This is a genomic window from Haloferula helveola (genome assembly GCF_037076345.1).
Taxonomy (GTDB): domain Bacteria; phylum Verrucomicrobiota; class Verrucomicrobiia; order Verrucomicrobiales; family Akkermansiaceae; genus Haloferula; species Haloferula helveola.
This window is the reverse complement of sequence record NZ_AP024702.1, coordinates 2146634-2165969: the sequence shown is the minus strand read 5'-3', so window position 1 is coordinate 2165969 and position 19336 is coordinate 2146634. Positions and strand designations below refer to the sequence as shown.

Here is a 19336-nt window from a genome sequence, read left to right as displayed (position 1 = left end):
ACTTGCTAATCCACAAGCAGTCCGCGGGACGCCAAGTGCCGGAGCCATGGCTCAACATCGAGGTCCGGAGCGTGATCCCGGGCAAGCGCGGTGACCTCCGCCACCGAGCGGGAACCGTCGAGCGCCGCGGCGATCTGCCAATGGCTGTCGGGAAATCCGCAACTCCGGTGGAAGCCATCGACCAGCGCCGTCCGGCTGCGGGCGAATTCGAGATTGAGCGGGGAAAGGCGCGGGCGTGCCGTCGATTTCGGGTCGGCTTGGATCGCGTCGGTCCGGAGCTCGACCCAGCCGAGTCTCGCCGCTTGGTAGAGCCAGTCGGCGATGGTTTTGGCGCCGCGAGCCGGATCCCAGCGGGGTCCCAGCCGGCTCGCGCATTCCTCCATCAGCTCGGTGACCGGACGGGTCGATGGCCAGGCCGCGGTCAGCGCCGCGTGGAAGAGTTCGAGGATCTCGCCGTGGACCGTTTTCATCGGCAGCGGGTGGATGGCGAGACGCGCCGAGAAGTGAAGTACGACGGATGTCGTGGTTTCCGTGTCGAGCGCGAGCGACGCGTGGCAGAACAGGCTGGTGCGTTCGGTTCGGCCGGAAAGCAGGTCGAGGGTTTGCTGGAAGCGTACCGGATCGGAAGCGAGCGGTTGGAGCTTGGCCAGCGCGCCCGGATCGAGTCCCGGCGGCAGGTTGCCGGGCAGGGTGGCTTCGCCGAGGTAGCGGAGCTGCTGCTGGCCCGTCCACTGGATCACCTGGCCGAAGTGCAGCGGATCACACACCGGCGCGAGTTCGTCGAATGCGAGCAACTCGCCGCCCTTGGCGTGCATGCTTTCGCAAATCGATGCGAGGTGGGCGGTGTAAGGAGTGCCTCCGTCTCTTGCCGACTCGGCCAGCGTTTTCAGAATGGCCGAAGCGTCGCTGCCCAGCTCGGGGAGAGCCTTGACCATCGCGGCGACTTCCTGCCGCAGCGACCATCCCGGGAGGGTGTGGTAGGAAATGCACGCGACGCCGTCGGGGGCGAGCGACTGCTGGATCAGTTTCAGCAGGGCGGCCTTCGTTTCGTCACCGACCGAAGAAAGCATTCCGTGGGCGAGGACATAGTCGAAGGACGAGTCGCCGGGATCCCATTCGGCGAGGTCCGCATGTTCGAAGGAGATGTTCTTCAGTCCCGCGGCGTCCGCATGGCGCCGCGCGGTGCGGATGGCGGTGTCGGAGAAATCGATGCCGTGAAACGTGCTCTCGGGAAACCGCTCGGCGAGCGGCAGCAGGTGGTGGCCAGAGCCGCAGCCGATGTCGAGGATGCGGCAGCTCTCCGGAAGCGGCGGCGACGGGACGCCCGAGATGCGCGCGGTCGCGGCCAACACGCCCGGATGAGCGTCGGGGTGGCTCAGGGCGGGGTAGCGTCGGTCGGAGTAGAGCTCGCGGACGGCGTCGGGCATGCGCCGAGCAAACCAGCAATCGCCGAGGTGCCAATCCGATTCGCGTGGCGTGCTCCGGAACGGTCCACCCGGCCGGCCAAGCCCGGCATTGACAGCCCGCGGAACGGCGCGTAACAAACCCGTCCCGCGCCGCAGGCGTCATGGCGGAGTAGCCAAGTGGTAAGGCAGAGGTTTGCAAAACCTCCATTCGTGGGTTCGATTCCCACCTCCGCCTCCAGCGGCCGTTACGGAGTGTATAGCCGTTGAGTCTGCTGCGAACGCCTCCTATGGTAGCCTTGCGTCATTCGGTGACCTTTGAAGGTTTAATCCGAACAGCTTCCAGCGGCAATCCGGGGCACATGATGGGCGCTCTCTCGTCAACCACTCGCCGGGCACTATTGGTAGTCCGTGACGGGGCGCGACACTCAGTTCCCTTGCATGATCAACCACACCACCAAGGCTCCGATGCCCGCGGAGAGCAGCGCAGTCACTACAAGCTTGGCAGTAAGCGTGCCTTTAGAAGCCTTCGGAACGGGTGCTGAAGGGGCCGCTGATGCGGCAGGAGGTTCTGCACAGGCCGCGACAGGTTCTGGCGGCGTTGCGGCCTCAGTCAGTGTAGGTTCGAAGCATCGAATCTCTTTGGCGAGTTGCCCTAGGTCCCGGTCTTCGGTAGCGTGCCACACCATGCGATCTGAGACGAGGGGCCAAACCCAGTTCTCGGTTCCTTCTTCGTCCAGTAACACCGGGACGACGAGTTTTTTGCTCTCAAGCGCAGTTTGCCAATCCTTCTCGACCCAGTGGCTTCGTTTGGAATTGTGGGAGAGAAGCAGTGCTATGACATCGGACTTGCGGATTTCCTGCTCAAGGAGCTCGCGGCCGAGCTGGTCCGTGAAGCTCTGCCCGGCGACGATGCCGGTGGAGTCGAGGAAGAAATCGATGCCTTCCTTCTCCAGTGCCTCGGCCAGTTCCTCGGCTTTTTCTACGTCTGCCCGCGAGTATGAAATGAATACCTTAGACATCGGACCCTCCGTTCACTCGGTTTTTAAGCTGGGAAATATACGTGTCGAAGTCTTCCAGATTCAAGATCGTGCTGTTTCCAAGGAGGGACATGAGACCCAGTTTCTGCAGTTCCGAGTCGGAGGGGCCGTAGCGGATCGGGACGATTCGCTTTTCGCGGATCAGGGTCGCTCCCACTTCGGCGAGGACCCAAGGCCGTTGCAGGGATGATTTGGTGAAAAGGACCAGTAGCTCGTCGCAGCGGGCCAATTCCCGGAGGATCATGGTGCGGAAGTCGTCACCATACTCGATCTTTCCCGTGTCGAGAAACACGCTGGCGCCGGGAATTCGGATCTTTGGCGCCAGAAACTCGTCGACGATGTATTTGTCGTCCCCTCCGTGGGAAAAGAAAATCCGGTAGGGTTCGCTCATGCTTCAATCGCGAGTCGAGGATCGGGAGGCGCCAGTAACCCCTGCAGTTGGAAGTGCTCTACCCCGAGATCGCCGGTTTTGGCAAGGGAGGGCGTGTTTTGGTGGTGTTGCCCGGGCCATCGGTTGGGATGTCTGTTATCGTCTCCGGATAGGGGAAGAGTTTGGGCTGAGCCCGGAGCTGCCGGGCTTTCAGACCTTGTGGAACTCTTTGAGGAATTCGTTCTTGGTCTGGTTGAACCGTCGGTGAGATTGGTGGTTGAGCGGGCGTTCCGCTTCTTCAAAGGCGGGCGCGATCACGCCCCAGTTCGAATTGCGGACGAAGAACACGACATAATCGACGTGGCTCTCGCTCCATTGGTTCCTTACAACATGGTCGTCACTCCTAGCCTCGACGGTTTTGATCTGGATGCGGAAATACTTGGGGCCATCCGAAATGAGGATGTCGGTCTTGTGGCCATGGTCAAGAATGGGGAGGAAGACCTGCCAGCCATCGTGCATCAGCCAGCTCACCGCGAGGATTTCAAAGGCGGTATTCTTCAGGGCCTGATGGGTTCCCGGTGGGGTCTGGGTGAGTCGATTTGGCATTGGATTCGAGGGCTGGGAAGGATCCTTGGCGCCCGTGGGAGGCGTCGCTGCATGAGGGAATCTAACAAAGGCGGCTGAGTCGAACGGAATCGGACAGCACACGTGATTTCGTTCTCCTGTTGTAGCGGCCCGGCTGACTACGCAGACCATGGATTCAGCGCCCTGACTGAAGTCTTCAAGTTGTGGTGTTCCGGTAGAACTGAATAGACTAGGTTCTGATCACCAACCCCGTGCGATGGTGAGAGCGCCTACCAGACAGACGGCCGAGAAGAAGGACTGAGAGAGTTTGTCGTAGCGGGTAGCGATACGCTGGAAGTGTTAGAGCTTGCTGAAAGACCATTCGACGCAGTTCCGGCGACGGAAGCGGTCGAGGTCAGAGCGGATCACGGTTGCTCCTGAGCTGATCAGCGGGATCACGGCCTCGATGCCCCCCAAGTCCAGGCGATTGCGGATACGGTTGACGTCGTATCTCTTGTCGAGCAGGACGGCTTCCAGAACGTTCCCCGAGGAGGATGCCGGCGTTTTTACCCAAGCTTAGTATTCTCCAAACCCGTGCGAGGAAAAGCCTCCAATGATTGTAGCGGGAGAAAGACGCCTACACGTTGGTCACTACGCTGGTACGTCAGCGATTGGGACGAGTCTGCTAGAATCCCGGTGGGCCCACTCGTAAACGTGATAGACATTGTTCCCTGTGCCCGTGTGTTGTTTGACAGAGTGCCGCCCAATGTCTGAACCCGCTCGATAGCATCTTCCCAGTGAGCACCGATCCCCCTCCGGACTGGATCCACTTTCTTCACCGTCTCGGGGTGGAGATTCACCGGCTCTCAGGCAGCCGGACGGACCCTTTTGCGGTGTTTGTCTCGGTTCCTTTCCTGGACTTCGCGGGCGTCCTCACGGTTTCGGGGATTCTCGCGGGGAAATACCGCTACGAGCACCTGCCATCATCGGATCCACACGAATGGCTCGATCGAAAGGGACAACCCGTTTCCTTCCCTGTCGAGCTGCGGGACGGAAAAATGATGCTCAAACGGTGGGTGGGTTCCGTGCACGGTGTTGATGAGGGCCCGGAAGGTCCCTGCCTTGCCGTGACTTACCTCGACAACATGCAGGGCAGGCGTCAAGGCAGGCACTACACGCGGTTCGTAAAGCCGCGCTGGCTGCCGGCCGTTTGCGAGCTTGAGACGATGCCCGATCTCGATACCTGGCATCAGGGAAGCCGGCTCGTCTCAAACATCGGGGCGCTGGACAAGCTCCTTGGCAAGAACGGATCTGCCGCACTGGTTGGGCAAGGCAGCCAGGACTGCCTGATGATCGATGTGAAGACACGCGTCATCGACGAACTCAAGGACTCCATCGATCTGCAGCGGTTCGGCGTTTCCGGTGCGGATGAATCGTTGGTTCTCGCAGACCTGATCCGTCCGGATGGGTGGGGTCCCGAGGCCATGCGGGAGACGTTTTCATCGCGGGTGACTCCGGAGCCGGCTCCTGGTTGGCGTCACACCGTGCTTTGCGGCAGCCTCAATTTCCTCAGGTGCTGGGATGAGATCGATTCACCAGTCCGGGTGGTTTTCATCAGCGCTTCGGAGAACGCCTATACCGAAGCCGTGGATTTCGTGAACGAACTGTATTACCAGCGAATCGAAGAGATCCCACTGCCAGGCGACTTGCTGGCGTTGAAGCCCTCCTCTTTCGACATCCAACTGATCAGCTGCAAGGAATGAAAACCCGGATGGAACTCGATGCTTCGTATGAGGCAATGGAAAGCGCGGCCGTCTCCGGGTGGTCTGTGACGGAAGTCGGCTGGTCTTGCCTGGACGATTTCCACACCTCGCTGCGAGCGTTTGAGAACCGGATCAAACTCCAGGAAATGGATGATGCCTGGCATCCGTTTCTCCGCTTCTGCCGGAGCTTCCGGTTTTTCCTTGTGGCGACTCCACTGCCTGCGTCGCTGATCGTGAGCAAAATGAAGAGTTGGTCGATGCTTGGCGGCCAATCGTTGGAGCACTTGAAGGGAGGCCTGGATGACACCGGCCAGGGCCTCTACTCAAGACTCTTGCAAACCTTCGGCGCGCTGCAACAGGAAGAAGGTAATCCTCTCTGCAAGGCGGCGGTCACGGACCTGCTTGCCACGGGGGAAGCAACCAGTAACATCGCTATTCTTTCCCCCGATGCGCGGCTTTCCGCCCCCATCCGAAACCACCTTTCAGGGCGCCTGGGCGGGGATTTTATCATCAGAAGTTTGAGGCCTGCTGAACTTAAGACGCGGGAGGTCTATGACGAACTTGTGGTATTCGGCCCTACACGCCGCCGTTACTCCGATGGATCGGAGTTCATCTACGCCGCTCCCAGGGCCCGGTCGCTGCGGCTCTACACCCCCTCCAGCTTCCCAACGTCGATACCAAGCCCCTACCGCTTCGAGGGCTCTCCGCATCGGTCCGGAAACCAATCCGGATCCGGTTCATTCCGGTCGTTTGCAAGCCCGTCCATCGTCAGGAGCGAACGGGTTGCTGCGCACACCGTGGACCCGGCGGAGGCGACCGTGGACCAGGAGTGGTTGGACTCGCTACCCACTGTCGTGGTTCCTTCGGGTGCTTTCGAGGACGCACAAGGCGGGGAGGAATGGGAATGTGAACCAATCGCAGCGAAGCAGGTGCTCCTGAGTGCGGATCACGCGGTGTTCCTCGACCCGGGAAGCTCGCTCTACCGGCTGAACCGCGAGAGGAAGTTGGGACAGAACAACTGGGTTTGCACCGGGGTTGACCATGCGGAAGTCCGCGACATCGGCCCGGGTGACGTGCTCTTGTTTCAGGCTGCTGGCGGCGGGAGCATGGTCGCCGAACTTGCTGACCATCTCCTCGGAGATGATGCACAGAGTTTCAGAGCCACCCAGGATCTTTGGAAAACCAAGTTACGCACTCACGTTCTGGTCTACTCGTCCACCAGGGAGGTTCGGAAAGAGCTGCAGAAAATGGGCTCGAAGATCCGCACCGACGCGACGGTCAGGAACTGGTGTATGTCATGGAACATCGGCCCGGGAACCTGGGCGGATTTTGACGGCTTACTCGGGATCCTTGGCCTGACAGCCGAGCGGCAGCGGATCTTCGAGGCGACCCGAGCGATACGGGCGGCTCATCGAAAGGCCGGATTCGAGCTCGCTAACCAACTTCTCAAACTGATCGAGGGTCAGTCCCTCAATGATCTGGTCAAAAACGGAACCCAGGAATTCGGTGGTGCCGAAGGCGCGGCCAATCGCAAGGTTGCCTACGAAGTGGTGGCAGTACTTCCCGAGGAATGCGAGGTCCTGCCAAATCGCTTGAACCAACCTTTCTCCCTTCACTAGCACTTGAGCCATGGCACGTCTCATTCCCTCCACTTGTCCCGAGAAGGCTCCCCCCGGGGAAAAGCTTTTGTTCCGCCGACTGCGCGACGACCCTGACGCTGCAGACTGGATCGTTCTCCACAGCCTCGATCTGGCAAGGCACGTCAACAATGTCGCCGGCGAGGCGGATTTCGTCGTGATCGTTCCTGAGCTGGGAATTCTGGTGGTTGAGGTGAAGTCTCACAAGACCGCCGTGGTCGATGACGACGGCTGGCACCTTGGGCACGATCCAGTGGACCTGAGGGGACCGTTCAAGCAGGCATCGGAGGCAATGCATTCCATCCGGGAGTATCTGCTCGGCATCGATTCCTCGTTCGGTTCACTCGTGATGTGGTCGGCGGCCAGCTTCCCACGCTGCGACTTTCGTCAGAAAAGCCCGGAGTGGCACGACTGGCAGGTCATCGACCGGTCCCGGATCACCAGTGCCCCGCTTTCCCGGATCATCGCGGGCATCCTGTCGAAAGGCCGGGCAATCCTCGAATCCCGGAATGTGAGCTGTGCCCGCGATCCGGCCAGGCATGCTTCCAGGGAGAGATGCGACGCCGTCGCGGGTGCACTGCGCCCCAGGTTCGAGGTTGCGCTGTCCCCCAAAGGCAGGCGCAAGGAACTGGATGAGGACCTCCTTTCGCTCACCGAAGAGCAATTCACGGCGCTGGACCAGGCCGCCCTCAATCCGCGCGTGATTTTCTCCGGACCCGCTGGATCGGGGAAGACGGTTCTCGCGATGGAGGCCCTGCGCCGGAAGGCGGTATCCGGCGAGGCCCGGAATCCGGCGCTATTCTGTTTCAACAAGCTTCTTGGAAACGACCTCTTCAAGCGGACCGGTCAGATTCTACCAGGGGTCCAATCAGGCCATCTCGATGGGTGGCTTTATGAAATTGCAAAGGACCGGCTCAGCCCCGGAGACCGGGATGATCCGGATTTCTTCAACGGTCTGCTGGCCTCCCGTGCGATTGATGCACTGCTCGATGATCCCGGGTTCAAGCCCTTCGATTTCATCGTCCTTGACGAAGCACAGGATCTTCTCAAACCCCACCTCCTCGACGTTCTGGACCTCATGCTGGAAGGCGGCCTTGCCGCCGGCCGATGGTGCATGTTCGGCGACTTTGTCGGTCAGGACATCTTCTGCAAGGGTTCGATGGGCATGGAGCGGTTCATCGAAGAGCGGAGTCCCTCCGCCTCGCGGTTTCTTCTGAACACCAACTGCCGAAACACCCGGGCAATTTCGGAGTACATCGTGACCCTCGGTAAGCTCGACCCGCCATATGCGAGAGTCCTTCGCCCGGACGACCGGATGGATCCGGAACTTGAGTTCTGGAGCAGTGATCAAGATCAGATCGCACAGGCAGCTGACTTCGTTGAACGGTGTCTGGCGGACGGCTTCAAACCCTCGGACATCGTGCTACTGAGCCCCAAAGGAAAGGGATCGCTCGGAAGGAAGCTCGAATCCGATCCTGCCTGGCGGGGTAGGATCGGCGCCTTCCCGGCAGGAGATGGCAGGATCGGCTATTCCACCATTCACGGATTCAAGGGACTGGAGGCCCCGGTTGTTCTCGTCACCGACTTCGAGAAAATGGATGACTCCACCCAGCAGTCGCTCTTCTACATTGGACTTTCGCGGGCACTCCACCGCCTTGGCGTCTTCCTTCATGAAGATCTGAAACAATTCGTCCGCGACACCATCTGATCCCATTACCATGTCCGACCAAGACGATCTCGCAACACACCTAGAAAACCGTGACCTGCTGGTATCCGCCATCGTTGGCGAGGTCTTCGGGCCGGGAAGTTCCTTGGAAGCCGAACAAAACCTGCTCGACGAGCCGACAGAGTTCGATCTGTCAAAGCCCGTGACCTTTGCTGATCAGAAGGAGCACCGCAGCAACCGCCCCGTCGACAAGGCAACCGGTGAAGAAATCCTGCGCGAGGATCGTCCGCTGAACCGTTACGGCATGGGCGTCCTGTTCCCCGAGGAAGATGAGGTGGTCCAGGAAGATGATGAGGAACGGAACGCAAGCGCCGAAGCTTCGGCTGGGCCTGAAGAAGATGGCGGGGAGGAAGCCGAGGAAAAGGCCCGCGAGGAACGCACCAAGGCGGAAGATGCACGGATCCGGAAGATTGAGAAACGGGCGGCAAAGATCAAGGGGCCGGATAGTGGCGGTGACGACGAGGATATTGCATCCGATGCCGCGGATCTCCGGGTCACGAACCTCCGGCGGCAGCGGGGTATCGGCATTTCCTTCGTGGTGGACAGCGCGGGTGCGGGCGATCTTGTCATCAGGGTCACGGGAGGGCGTTACCAGCGTTTCAAAAATGTCCGCATTGCAGACGGCAAGGACCGCCGGGAGATTGTCTGGTGGGTCCGGCGCAAGGTGGACCACGAAATCAGGATTCCCTTCCTGGAAATCAAAGCGGCTGACGGCTTTCTTCCAAGCCGGCCCGTTGAAGTCCCGACCGGGGAAGGGCTTCCCCCGATCGACTTGCGCCTGGAGGTTCTCGTTCGAGGCCGGAGCAGGATTCCGGGAAACGATCACCCCGGCACGGCCCGCCTGCTCACCATCACCCTGGTGAATCGCAGCCAGTGCAAATCAAGGGATGCCCTTGATTTGTTGTGCCTGTTCCAGGCCCATTTCGTCGCATCGGCCCCAGGGTCGGACGACTCTGCCATCCTTCCTTATCCGGAGAGCGGGAATGCAGGTGGTGGTTCCGAGCAACAGTCCCTGGAGCTGCTCTACCGCAATGAACATGTCTTCGCGACCGGGCATGGCTGTGCCGGGGCCTGGGATGCGGACGAATACGCAAAACATGCCCGTGCCGTCCGGGCCGAGGTCGTTCCCTGGTGCGAGACGCCGCAGATCACCCCCCGGCTCTATTATCGTGACGCGCCCGGTGCACCGGAAAAAGAGCTGAGCATTCCACTCCATCTTCTGGCGGACGAGAGCAGGACCGGGGAGGCCCTCGCTCAGTTGAGGCTCCTCCTCGAACTCTACTCGAAATGGATTGAAGACCGCACCGCAGAAATCCCCGGCCTGGAACCCCGTTTCAGACCTGCAGCAGAGCGCCACTTGAAGGCCTGCAGCGCATCGCTCGAGCGCATGCAGACAGGCCTGAAGTTGCTTGAGAGAGACCCCGACTCCGACATCCCACTGGCCTTTCGCCTGACGAACCGGGCGATGCTCCTCCAGGCACTGGCATCAGGCATCAAGACCCGGTCACGAAATTTCGACGCGAAGACAAAGAGGGTCACCTACGAGCCACCCTACGCCGAGCCCGACCTGGCCTCTGGGAAGGCGATCGCTAGGGCATGGCGCCCCTTCCAGCTGGCGTTCCTGCTGATGAATCTTCCCGCCCTCGCCGATCCCTCGGACCCGTCTCGTGAAATCGTCGATCTCATCTGGTTCCCGACCGGTGGCGGCAAAACGGAGGCCTACCTCGGCTGCGCGGCCTTTTCCCTCTTCATGCGCCGCCTCAAGGATCCTACCGATACGGGGACCGAGGTGCTGATGCGCTACACCCTGCGGTTGCTCACCGCCCAGCAATTCCAGCGGGCCTCATCCCTGGTTTGCGCGATGAACCAAATCCGTGGGGACCTGAGCGGGCGTCTTGGTACGAAACCCTACCGCATCGGTATCTGGGTCGGTGGCGATACCACTCCGAACAAGAGGGCGGATGCATTGATTGCCTACAAAGATACTAAGAGATTCGGGGAAGAATCTTACAAGATGGTCCTTTTGAAGTGCCCCTGGTGCGGCGCTCCCATGGGACCCCGCAAAGCCGGTGGCAGGTCAGGGGGGCATGAAATTGACGGCGCCAGGCAGAAGACGGGCTCCGACGTCATCCTCCACTGTCCGGACACGGACTGCAGCTTCAGCAAACAGCTGCCAGTCGAGGTCACCGACGAGAATCTTTACGAAAACCCTCCTGACTATGTGATTGCCACGGTCGACAAGTTCGCATCGCTCGCGTGGCGGGAGGAATGCCGGAGCCTCTTCGGTTTGGCCGGGGACGGCTCACGGAAAGCGTCCCCTCCGGGACTGATCATTCAGGACGAGCTTCATCTGATCACCGGCCCCCTGGGTAGCATGGTCGGGCTTTATGAAACCTTGATTGACGAACTGGCGACTGACCGCCGTGACAATGAGCTAGGCTTCAAACCAAAGCTGATTGCCGCAACTGCGACCACCCGCGCTTCGGACCGGCAGATTCGTGACCTCTATGCCCGCAAGACGACGGCGATCTTTCCCGCTCCCGGGCTCGATGCCGCCGACTCATTTTTCGCCTGCTACGATCGTCAGAATTCGGGCGCGCGGAAACCCGGGCGACGCTACCTTGGCTTCCTCCCGGTCAACTATTCTTCGGCGCTGACCGCAAGTGTCCGGCTCTACGCTGCCGCGCTGGCGGCTGCCCTTGGTTTCAAGACGGACGAAGAGCGGGACCCCTGGTGGACGCTGCTGGTTTTCTACAACAGTTTGCGTGAGCTGGGTGCAAACCTGACATTGTTCGGGGCCGACATTCCCCAGAGGCTTTACGACATTCAGCGCAGGTGGTATCCAAGGAAATCACGCCGTGTCCTGTACGAACTCCTTGAACTGACGGGGCGTCTGGCTAACAGCGATGTGCCCCGGGCGCTGGAAGCACTAGAGCGACCCTACAAGACTAAACCCCGGAAGGGCTTCTACCCGATCGACGCCTGCCTAGCCTCCAACATCATCGAGGTGGGCGTGGACGTCGATCGCCTGGGGCTGATGGGGGTCGCCGGACAACCGAAAACCACCGCCCAATACATCCAGGCCACGGGCCGGGTGGGGCGGCGACTCCCCGGCCTCATCCTCATGAACTACGGCGCGATGAAGGCCCGTGATCGATCCCACTACGAACACTTTCAAGCATACCACACGCGGCTTTACGCCCAGGTGGAGCCCGCAAGTGTGACCCCCTTCACCATCCCTGTCCTGGACCGGGCGCTTCATGCCGTGCTGGTTGCCTATGTGCGGCAGACACTTCCGGAAGATGATCTGGGAAGTCCCACCCCATTTGCGGGCACCGACCTTGAGACGGCGGCACGCAAGGTCTACCAGCTTCTCAGGAACAGAATTGCGGTGATCACGCCGGACGATGCCGTGCGCGACCGGGCCCTGGAGGATCTCAGGGATTGTTTTGAGCGTCGGCTTGCAGAGTGGAAACGCTATCATCCGGCGAAGTGGTCTGAATACTTTCCCAGCAAGGAGAAAGCGGGCGATGTCCCTCTTATCCGGCCCTATGGAAGCCCCTGCCCTACTGAGTGGGAGGGGCAGACCTGGGAAACGCCGAACTCGCTCCGGGGGGTTGATGCGGATTGCCGACTCCGGATTCCGCCCACACCTGAAACCGAGACTTCAACCGGATCATGAGACTGAACCCGCTCCGCCGATCCCAACTCGTCGCCCCTTTCGGACCCGGTGCCATCCACGTTCTCGAAGGAGGAGTCGCCGTTGTCACGGGAGCACTTGATGAATGGTTTCGCGACCGCAAAGGGAATCCCGCCGACGAAGAGGACCTGAAGAAGCTCCCGCTATGGCTGCGTGAGCCCAGGCTTGAGGCTGCCCTCGGGGTTTCCCACTTCCGGATGGCCCCGGGGCCTGAAGACCGCGAGGATGCCAAGGATCTGGAGCTGACCACCCCTGTCTACCGCTTCCCAACTTGGTATGTGTGCCCCCGTCCGAAATGCTCCGCGATGAAGCGGGCGCATCTCAATCGGGATGGCTACCTCACGTGTGATGGCAATGACTGCAAGAACATCCGCCTGCGCCAGATCAGCTTTGCGGCAGTTTGCGATCACGGTCACCTTCAGGATTTCCCCTGGCTGGAATGGGTCCACCACACCGAAACGCCCGACCCCTCTTGCGGAGGGCACCTGAAGTTCGTATCGCAAGGAACAGGATCCCTGGAATCAATCCAGGTCCGCTGCGAGCGATGCAAAAAATCAAGATCACTCGCCGGGGTCATGAGCGGCGAGCTGCCTTCGGGCTCAGACCCACGAGGCTGGAGTGGTCTTAGCCGTCAGCTGCTCCTGAACAAGGGGGATATTCCCCCGAAGGATGGTAGCACGGATTTCAGCTGCCAGGGCGTCCGCTCTTGGATGGGACCGGTTCCGAATGAGCGTTGCGAGCGCCCCTTGCGAGCTGTTCTTATCAACGCCACGAACGCACATTACGCCGACGTCAGGAGTGCTATTTTCATTCCGCCCCGCTACCAGCCATCTCCGTCCGCATTGCGGACGATCCTCGATGAAGTGGACTTCCGGAATCAGATCCGGATGTGGCGCCGTGCCGATGACGAGTTGGAAGATATTCTGAAGAAGCTCCGCAAAAGGGACGACAAGAGTGAAAATCCACGGCTTTCCGATTACACGGATGAGGCCATTCTCACGGCGCTGACGGGGCACCAGGAAGCGCCGCCACCAGAAGAAGCTCCGGGGGGTCTGGCTGGCGGACCGAAGGCGGATCAAGAGGCGATGATCCGGCGCGAAGAGTATCACGCCTTCCAGGGCAGCACCGACCGCGAAGGGGATCTTGTGCTCCGCGAGACCGATGCCTCGGGACTTCCAAGCCGCCTCGGCGGGCTCATCGAACGCATTGTTGCAGTCGAGAAGCTTAAGGAAACCCGTGTCTTTGCTGGATTCTCACGCCTCATGTCACGACTACCATCGGATGCACCTCCTGCGTCTTCGCTGTTGTGGCAGGCCTACCCTCATGATCATGCAAAGCGGTGGCTTCCAGCGACTGTGGTACATGGCGAAGGCATCTTTTTGCAACTATCAGAGAGCAAAATAAAGGCATGGGAAAACCGTCCTGAAGTGGTTTCCCACATCAGCACTTTGCAAGAGAACCATAACGCTTGCGTGCGACGTTACCGCTGGGAAGATCAACTTATCGAGCCGCGCTACGTTCTTCTTCACACGCTCGCTCATATCTTGATTGGTCGGATGGTTTTCGAGTGCGGCTACGGCTCAGCCTCGCTTCGAGAACGGCTCTACGTCAGCGCAGGGCCCGAGCCTATGGCAGGCATACTAATTTACACTGCTGCCGGTGATTCTGAAGGCACGATGGGAGGACTTGTCCGCCTCGCGGAGCCAAACGCACTCGGGCGCATTCTTGAGAACGCGATTGAAGAAGCCGGGTGGTGTTCGGCAGATCCAGTTTGCAGTGAGGCGGCAACCGCCGGAGGGCAAGGGCCCGAGTCTCTGAATCTCGCTGCATGCCACAGTTGCGCCTTGCTCCCTGAAACCAGTTGCGAAGCCTTCAACAAGCTCCTCGATCGGATGACCGTGGTGGACCCAAAAGTGTCGATCTTGGGCACCAACTTTTGCCAGTGAGTCCAAAAACGAAAATTCCGATTCTTTCTCTTTTCTCCGGCTGCGGAGGGTTCGACCTCGGATTCGAGCAGGCAGGCTTCGATGTAAAGCTCGCGCTAGACATCAGCAAAGCAGCAGTTAATTCGTACAACTTCAATCGCAAAAGCACTAGGGCAGCCGAGGTCGATATTTCCACAATCTCTGGTAGCGAACTGAAGGCCCTGCTCCACGGTGCTGCAATCAAAGGAGTAATTGGTGGAGCCCCTTGCCAAAGCTTCTCGAATGGCAACGTGCATAAGCGAGATGATGACGAACGGAGCACCTTACCCGGCAAGTTCGCATCTCTTCTTAGGCATCTCAACAAGGACGATGAAGTTGACTTTTTCGTGTTCGAGAATGTTCAAGGCATCAACTCCTTTCGGCACGAAGAAACTTTCAGTCGATTCAAAGAAGCCTTTAGAAGGGCTGGCTTTCGACTCTACGAACACGTCCTTGACGCGCAGCATTTCGGAGTCCCTCAGGTCCGTCCACGTGTTTTCGTTGTCGGCATCAACAAAAAGAACTTCTCTGATCGTCCGTTCAACTTCCCAGTTGGTCAATTCGATGAGCCCAATACCGTAGCTTCGGCCATTCGCGGCCTAGCTGATCCACTGTTCTTCAAAAGGGGCATCATTCCAGAAGATATTCCGGTTCATCCCAATCATTGGACGATGATGCCGAAGTCAGCGAAGTTCACCGACGGCTCGTTGGTCCAGGGCGCCTCGTGGGGAAGGTCTTTCCGGGTTCTGAGCTGGGATAAACCAAGTTGGACGGTTGCCTACGGCAACCGGGAAATTCACATCCACCCCTCCGGGAAGCGACGCCTCAGCGTCTTTGAAGCAATGCTGCTCCAAGGTTTCCCCCAAAGCTACAGACTTCTCGGCACGCTTTCACAGCAAATCCGCCAAGTGTCTGATTGCATCCCGATGCAGGTAGGATTTGCACTGGCTGAGTCGATTAGAACCTCAATCTACAGGTAAGTCGATTTCCTGCTGAGGTGGGTCACGACTGACTGCCTAGACCTGCCGGTAGCAGCTTGTAAGGCTTCGGCGCAAGCCTCCCGGGCTCGTTTTGTTGGCGAGTGAATTGTGGAATGGCCGCCGCGATCTTGCCTTCGGCGCGAGGTTCGGGAGAATCCGATTCCTTGCTATGGAAAAGGTGACCGGAATCGGAGGGTTCTTCTTTGCGAGCGACGACCCGGAGGCTCTTGCCGAGTGGTATGAGCGGCATCTCGGTATTCGGAAGCCGGGAAAGGAATACGCCGATGGCTCGTGGTGGCAGGATGAAGGGCCGACGGTTTTCGGGGCGCATGCCAGAGACGCCGGGGGTGGCGGAAAGGATCGCTCGTGGAGCATCAATTTCCGGGTGCGGGACCTCGATGCGATGGTTGCCCAACTGCGGGCGGCGGGGATCACGGTCGAAGTGGAATCGACCGTCTATCCGAACGGCCGCTTTGCCCATCTGAAGGACCCGGACGGCAACGGCATCGAGTTGTGGGAACCGGATGGAACGGATCTGCAACGTCCGGCTGGGTGACACGGCGGTGGGGAGTGGGTTCCCCTGAGATGGATCGGCTGTTTCCCGTCGGGTTTTGACTCCGGACCGTGGTGGTGTTTGATAGGGGACACCGATTCTCATTGTGAAACGCCGAACTTTTCTCAGCCGCAGCGGCAGGACCGCCACGATCACTGCCGTCGCCGCCTCGCTTTCGAACCGGCTCCGGGCGGAGGAGGAGGCCGCCGGCGGAGCCGGATACCGTCACTCAGCCTGTCGGTGGTGCTACAGCGGAATCGAACTCGAGGATCTCTGTGTGGCTGGAAAAGAGATCGGTCTGGAGTCGATCGAGCTCGTCGATCCCGGCGACTTGGCATTGCTGGCCAAGCACGGACTGACCTGTGCGATGGTGAATGCACCGGGTGCGACGACTGCGGCGGGCGTCAAGGTCGGGGGGATCGAACGTTCGTTCAACCGGGTCGAGCATCACGATGCTTTGGTCGGGGCTTACGAGGAGCGACTTAAGGCCGCCGCCAACGGCGGGGCCAAGCAGGTGATCTGTTTTTCCGGCAACCGCGACGGCCTGGCAGACGAACAGGGCATCGAGAACTGCGCCATCGGCCTGAAGCGGATCCTCCCGACGGCGGAGAAGCTCGGGCTGACGGTTGTGATGGAGTTGCTCAATTCGAAGGTCGATCACCGCGACTACCAGTGCGACCACACGGCCTGGGGAGTGGAGTTGAGCAAGCGGCTCGACAGCCCGAACTTCAAGCTGCTCTACGACATCTACCACATGCAGATTATGGAGGGGGACGTGATCGCGACGATCCGCGACAACCATCAGCACATCTGCCACTACCACACGGGCGGAGTGCCGGGCCGGCATGAGATCGACGACACCCAGGAGCTGAACTACCCGGCAATCATGCGGGCGATCTCCGACACCGGTTACACTGGCTTCGTCGGGCAGGAATTCATCCCCGCTCGCCCCGACAAGCTCGCGAGCCTGAAGCAGGGCGTGGAGATCTGCTCGGTCTGACCGGCCTCACTGCTTGTGTCCGCCGGCTGGCTCGGTGCTGAAGATGGCATTCAGCATCTCGGCGATCTGCTTGTCGGAATACATCGGGTGGGCCGGCATCGGTTGTTCGCCCCAGGCGCCGACACCGCCTTCCTTGACCTTCTTCGCGAGCTCGGCCGGGGCCTTCGGGTCCTTGCCGTACTTGGCGACGATTTCGGCGAAGCTCGGGCCGATGAGCCGGTCCTGTGAGTTGTGGCACGAGAGGCAGGTGGCTTCCTGGAGCGCCTTGGTGCCGGGGAGCTTGGCATTCATGCCGGCGATGCGCGGGTCGGCGGACGGGTCGGCCTGCTGGTTGAACTCGGTCGAGTAGGAGATCCGGATCAGCCGGCCGTTCTTCACATCATACCAGCCGGTACCGTATTCGAGCACGTAGAGGATGCCCTTGTCGAAGAACAGGTCGATCGGCTTGCGGAACTGGAAGTTCAGCTTGAGGTCCTCGACCGCGACCTTGTTCTCGTCCTTGTCGAGGCGGATGAATTTGAACCAAGAGCGGTTCCAGTCGGAGAAGACCAGGCAGTTGTCGAGTTCCGCCGGGAAGGCGTTCGGGCTGTCGGTCGCGTGGTAGACCTCGCCGATGATCGAACAACTACGTTCGTAGTAATGAAGCGGTTCGCGCGGGACCGGGAGGTCGGTGATGCCGGTGTTGTTCTTCGAGGTGTTGCGGAGGCGCTTCGGGTCGAAAGCTTTTCCGGATAGGTCGTTGAAGGCCTTGGTGTCGGTGATGACGTAGGGCCAACCGTAGTAGCCGGCGGTCTTCGCCTGGTTGATTTCCTCGCCGGTCGGCTGCTTGTCGGGCGCGACCTCGCTCCAGTAGAGCGTGCCGGTCTTCGAGTTGAGGGTGATCCGGTACGGGTTGCGCAGGCCCATCGTGTAGATTTCGGGGCGGGTCTTCGGGGTGCCCGGTTTGAAAAGGTTGCCTTCGGGGATCTCGTAGCTGCCGTCGTCCTTCACCCGGATCCGCAGCACCTTGCCGCGCAGGTCGTTGCTGTTGGACGACGAGCGTTGGGCGTCGCGTTCCTTCTTGTCCTCCTCGATCGGTGTCGCGGGTTTGGAGAAGGGATTCGTGTTGTCGCCGGTGGACAGGTAAAGCAGTCCGTCCGGGCCGAAGGCGAGTGAGCCGCCCTCGTGGCAGGTGCTGTCGTCGCGGTCGGTCGCGACCTCGAGAATCGTCTTCTCCGATGCGGGATCGAGTTGGCCGTCCTTGAAGGTGAAACGGGAAAGCCGGTGCGAGCTTTCGTCGGGCAGCGACCAGTAGGTGTAGAGCCAGTGGTTGTTGGCGAAATCGGGGTCGGCAGTGAGGCCGATGAAGCCGCACTCGCGGGCGTGGTTGTCTTTCCGGATCGCGACCTTGAGCTCGCCGCCTTCCGTGAGGGCTCCCGTTTCCGGCGACCAGACGCGCAGCTTGCCGGTGCGCTCGCAGATCAGGATGCGGCCATCGGGCAGCATGACCATTTCCTGGGGATCGGTGAACCCTTCGGCCAGCACGTCGACCTTGAAGTGGGCCGGGTCGAGCGCGGCATCGAGAAGGCTCAGGGGCAGGAGCGAGGCGAGGAGAAGCAGTCTCATGGGCGGGACGATACGCGCGTTGAGGGTGAAGGTATTCATCCGGGGGCGTCATTCCTGCCACCAGCGGGCTTTGTAGATCCGGGCTCCCGGGAGTTCCCAGATTTCGGATTCGTCGAGGGTCCGCGGTCCGGTGGAGTGCCAGTCCTGTGTGGCCATCAGGACGAGGATCGGCCCGTCTTTGGCAAGCTGGCTGATGCTTTTCACGTCGGCCATTTCGTGGCGCCCGGCGAGCGGTGCGAAGGTCTCGGTGGCGGGGTCGAAGCGCCAGAGGTGGTCCATGTCGGAAACGAAGTAGGCGTCCTCGCCGGGGATCGGGGTCAGGTCGTGGCCACCGTGCCGCGGATGGCGTTTCGATGCCTCGGTTACCGGAAGGTCGACAGTGGACTCAACCGTGAGCGGATTCGGGTCGGCTCCGGGGTGATAATGGAGGCGTTGGATCTGTTTCCCGCCGAGTGCCCAGAGGCAGTTGCGCATCACGTCCCACTCAAGGCCGTGGGCATCGGACAGTGTCAGTTTCTGAATGATCTCTCCGGCATCCGCATCCCAGAGCGAGAGCGTGTCGCCGGTGCTCGACGCGACGACCACGCGGCCGTCGGGAAGGAAGTCGGCCGAGTGCGGGTTGCCGCCGATTTCGATCACGGCGGTGGCCTGTGCCGTGGCGTAGTCGATCAGAGCCACTCCACCGCCACTCGCGGTTATGACGATCTGCTTCCCTCCGCGGTCCGGCTTGGCCTCGTCAGGGTTGCTGAACCACTTGCGTTGGGTGTCATCGAGTGCGGGATCGTCCGCGGGAGACCATGACCAGACGACGGCCTCCGGCGAGCTCCAGTCGAGGGAGGCATCCATCCGCATGATCCGGGTCGTCGCCTGCTCGCAGATCAGGATCGTCGCCGGTTCCTCCGTGACGGTCAGCTCGGGCGCTTCCGAGCAAGCGCTGAGCGGGAAGGCGCCAGCGATGACGAGGGCGAGTTGTGTGGGGCGTCTCATCATAGGATCGGTGCATTACCGGCTCGCGAGGGGGCTTGATCAAG

At 60.5% G+C, this 19336-nt stretch carries 14 protein-coding genes and 1 tRNA gene; 9 read left to right on the top strand and 6 right to left on the bottom strand.

The window, feature by feature from the left end:
* Positions 1–5: 5 nt before the first annotated feature.
* Entirely contained in the window at positions 6–1427 is a 1422-nt protein-coding gene (locus HAHE_RS07840; protein WP_338689958.1) for a class I SAM-dependent methyltransferase, read from the bottom strand.
* A gap of 142 nt (positions 1428–1569) precedes the next feature.
* Between HAHE_RS07840 and HAHE_RS07835 the strand changes: the two genes are divergently transcribed.
* A tRNA-Cys gene (locus tag HAHE_RS07835) sits at positions 1570–1644 on the top strand.
* Positions 1645–1831: 187 nt separating this feature from the next.
* On the opposite strand, the gene HAHE_RS07830 is transcribed toward HAHE_RS07835, so the two are convergent.
* The 3 genes from HAHE_RS07830 to HAHE_RS07820 form a co-directional block, all read right to left on the bottom strand.
* Positions 1832–2425 (bottom strand): toll/interleukin-1 receptor domain-containing protein, encoded by a 594-nt coding sequence (locus HAHE_RS07830; protein WP_338689957.1) that lies wholly within the window; start codon positions 2423–2425, stop codon positions 1832–1834.
* Positions 2418–2834: a toll/interleukin-1 receptor domain-containing protein gene (locus tag HAHE_RS07825; RefSeq protein ID WP_338689955.1), complete on the bottom strand. Its 417-nt coding sequence runs from the start codon at positions 2832–2834 to the stop codon at positions 2418–2420. The genes HAHE_RS07830 and HAHE_RS07825 overlap by 8 nt, the downstream gene beginning before the upstream one ends.
* A gap of 189 nt (positions 2835–3023) precedes the next feature.
* Positions 3024–3419: a hypothetical protein gene (locus tag HAHE_RS07820; protein ID WP_338689953.1), complete on the bottom strand. Its 396-nt coding sequence runs from the start codon at positions 3417–3419 to the stop codon at positions 3024–3026.
* A 755-nt stretch (positions 3420–4174) separates the two neighbouring features.
* Between HAHE_RS07820 and HAHE_RS07815 the strand changes: the two genes are divergently transcribed.
* The 8 genes from HAHE_RS07815 (at position 4175) to HAHE_RS07780 (ending at position 16700) form a co-directional block, all read left to right on the top strand.
* The gene (locus HAHE_RS07815; RefSeq protein ID WP_338689951.1) at positions 4175–5140 is read left to right on the top strand and encodes a hypothetical protein; all 966 of its coding nucleotides are present in this window, start codon (positions 4175–4177) and stop codon (positions 5138–5140) included.
* Positions 5137–6759 carry a hypothetical protein gene (locus tag HAHE_RS07810; RefSeq protein ID WP_338689949.1) on the top strand — a complete coding sequence of 541 codons (1623 nt, stop codon included), beginning with the start codon at positions 5137–5139 and terminating at the stop codon, positions 6757–6759. Before HAHE_RS07815 ends, HAHE_RS07810 begins: the two co-directional genes overlap by 4 nt.
* 10 nt (positions 6760–6769) lie before the next feature.
* Positions 6770–8485 carry a nuclease-related domain-containing DEAD/DEAH box helicase gene (locus tag HAHE_RS07805; protein ID WP_338689947.1) on the top strand — a complete coding sequence of 572 codons (1716 nt, stop codon included), beginning with the start codon at positions 6770–6772 and terminating at the stop codon, positions 8483–8485.
* 10 nt (positions 8486–8495) lie between these two features.
* Positions 8496–12185 (top strand): hypothetical protein, encoded by a 3690-nt coding sequence (locus HAHE_RS07800; protein ID WP_338689945.1) that lies wholly within the window; start codon positions 8496–8498, stop codon positions 12183–12185.
* Positions 12182–14149, top strand: coding sequence for a DUF1998 domain-containing protein (locus tag HAHE_RS07795; RefSeq protein ID WP_338689943.1), 1968 nt, complete (start codon positions 12182–12184; stop codon positions 14147–14149). Before HAHE_RS07800 ends, HAHE_RS07795 begins: the two co-directional genes overlap by 4 nt.
* Positions 14146–15147 carry a DNA cytosine methyltransferase gene (locus HAHE_RS07790; RefSeq protein ID WP_338689941.1) on the top strand — a complete coding sequence of 334 codons (1002 nt, stop codon included), beginning with the start codon at positions 14146–14148 and terminating at the stop codon, positions 15145–15147. The genes HAHE_RS07795 and HAHE_RS07790 overlap by 4 nt, the downstream gene beginning before the upstream one ends.
* A 169-nt stretch (positions 15148–15316) precedes the next feature.
* Entirely contained in the window at positions 15317–15703 is a 387-nt protein-coding gene (locus HAHE_RS07785; protein WP_338689939.1) for a VOC family protein, read from the top strand.
* 100 nt (positions 15704–15803) lie between these two features.
* A complete protein-coding gene (locus tag HAHE_RS07780; RefSeq protein ID WP_425511000.1) occupies positions 15804–16700 on the top strand; it encodes a hydroxypyruvate isomerase family protein in 897 nt (298 codons plus the stop codon).
* A 6-nt stretch (positions 16701–16706) separates the two neighbouring features.
* Here HAHE_RS07780 and HAHE_RS07775 read toward each other — a convergent pair whose 3' ends face one another.
* Positions 16707–18305, bottom strand: coding sequence for a PQQ-dependent sugar dehydrogenase (locus HAHE_RS07775; protein ID WP_338689935.1), 1599 nt, complete (start codon positions 18303–18305; stop codon positions 16707–16709).
* Between the two features lie 48 nt (positions 18306–18353).
* Positions 18354–19292, bottom strand: coding sequence for a DUF6528 family protein (locus tag HAHE_RS07770; RefSeq protein WP_338689934.1), 939 nt, complete (start codon positions 19290–19292; stop codon positions 18354–18356).
* Between the last annotated feature and the right edge of the window lie 44 nt (positions 19293–19336).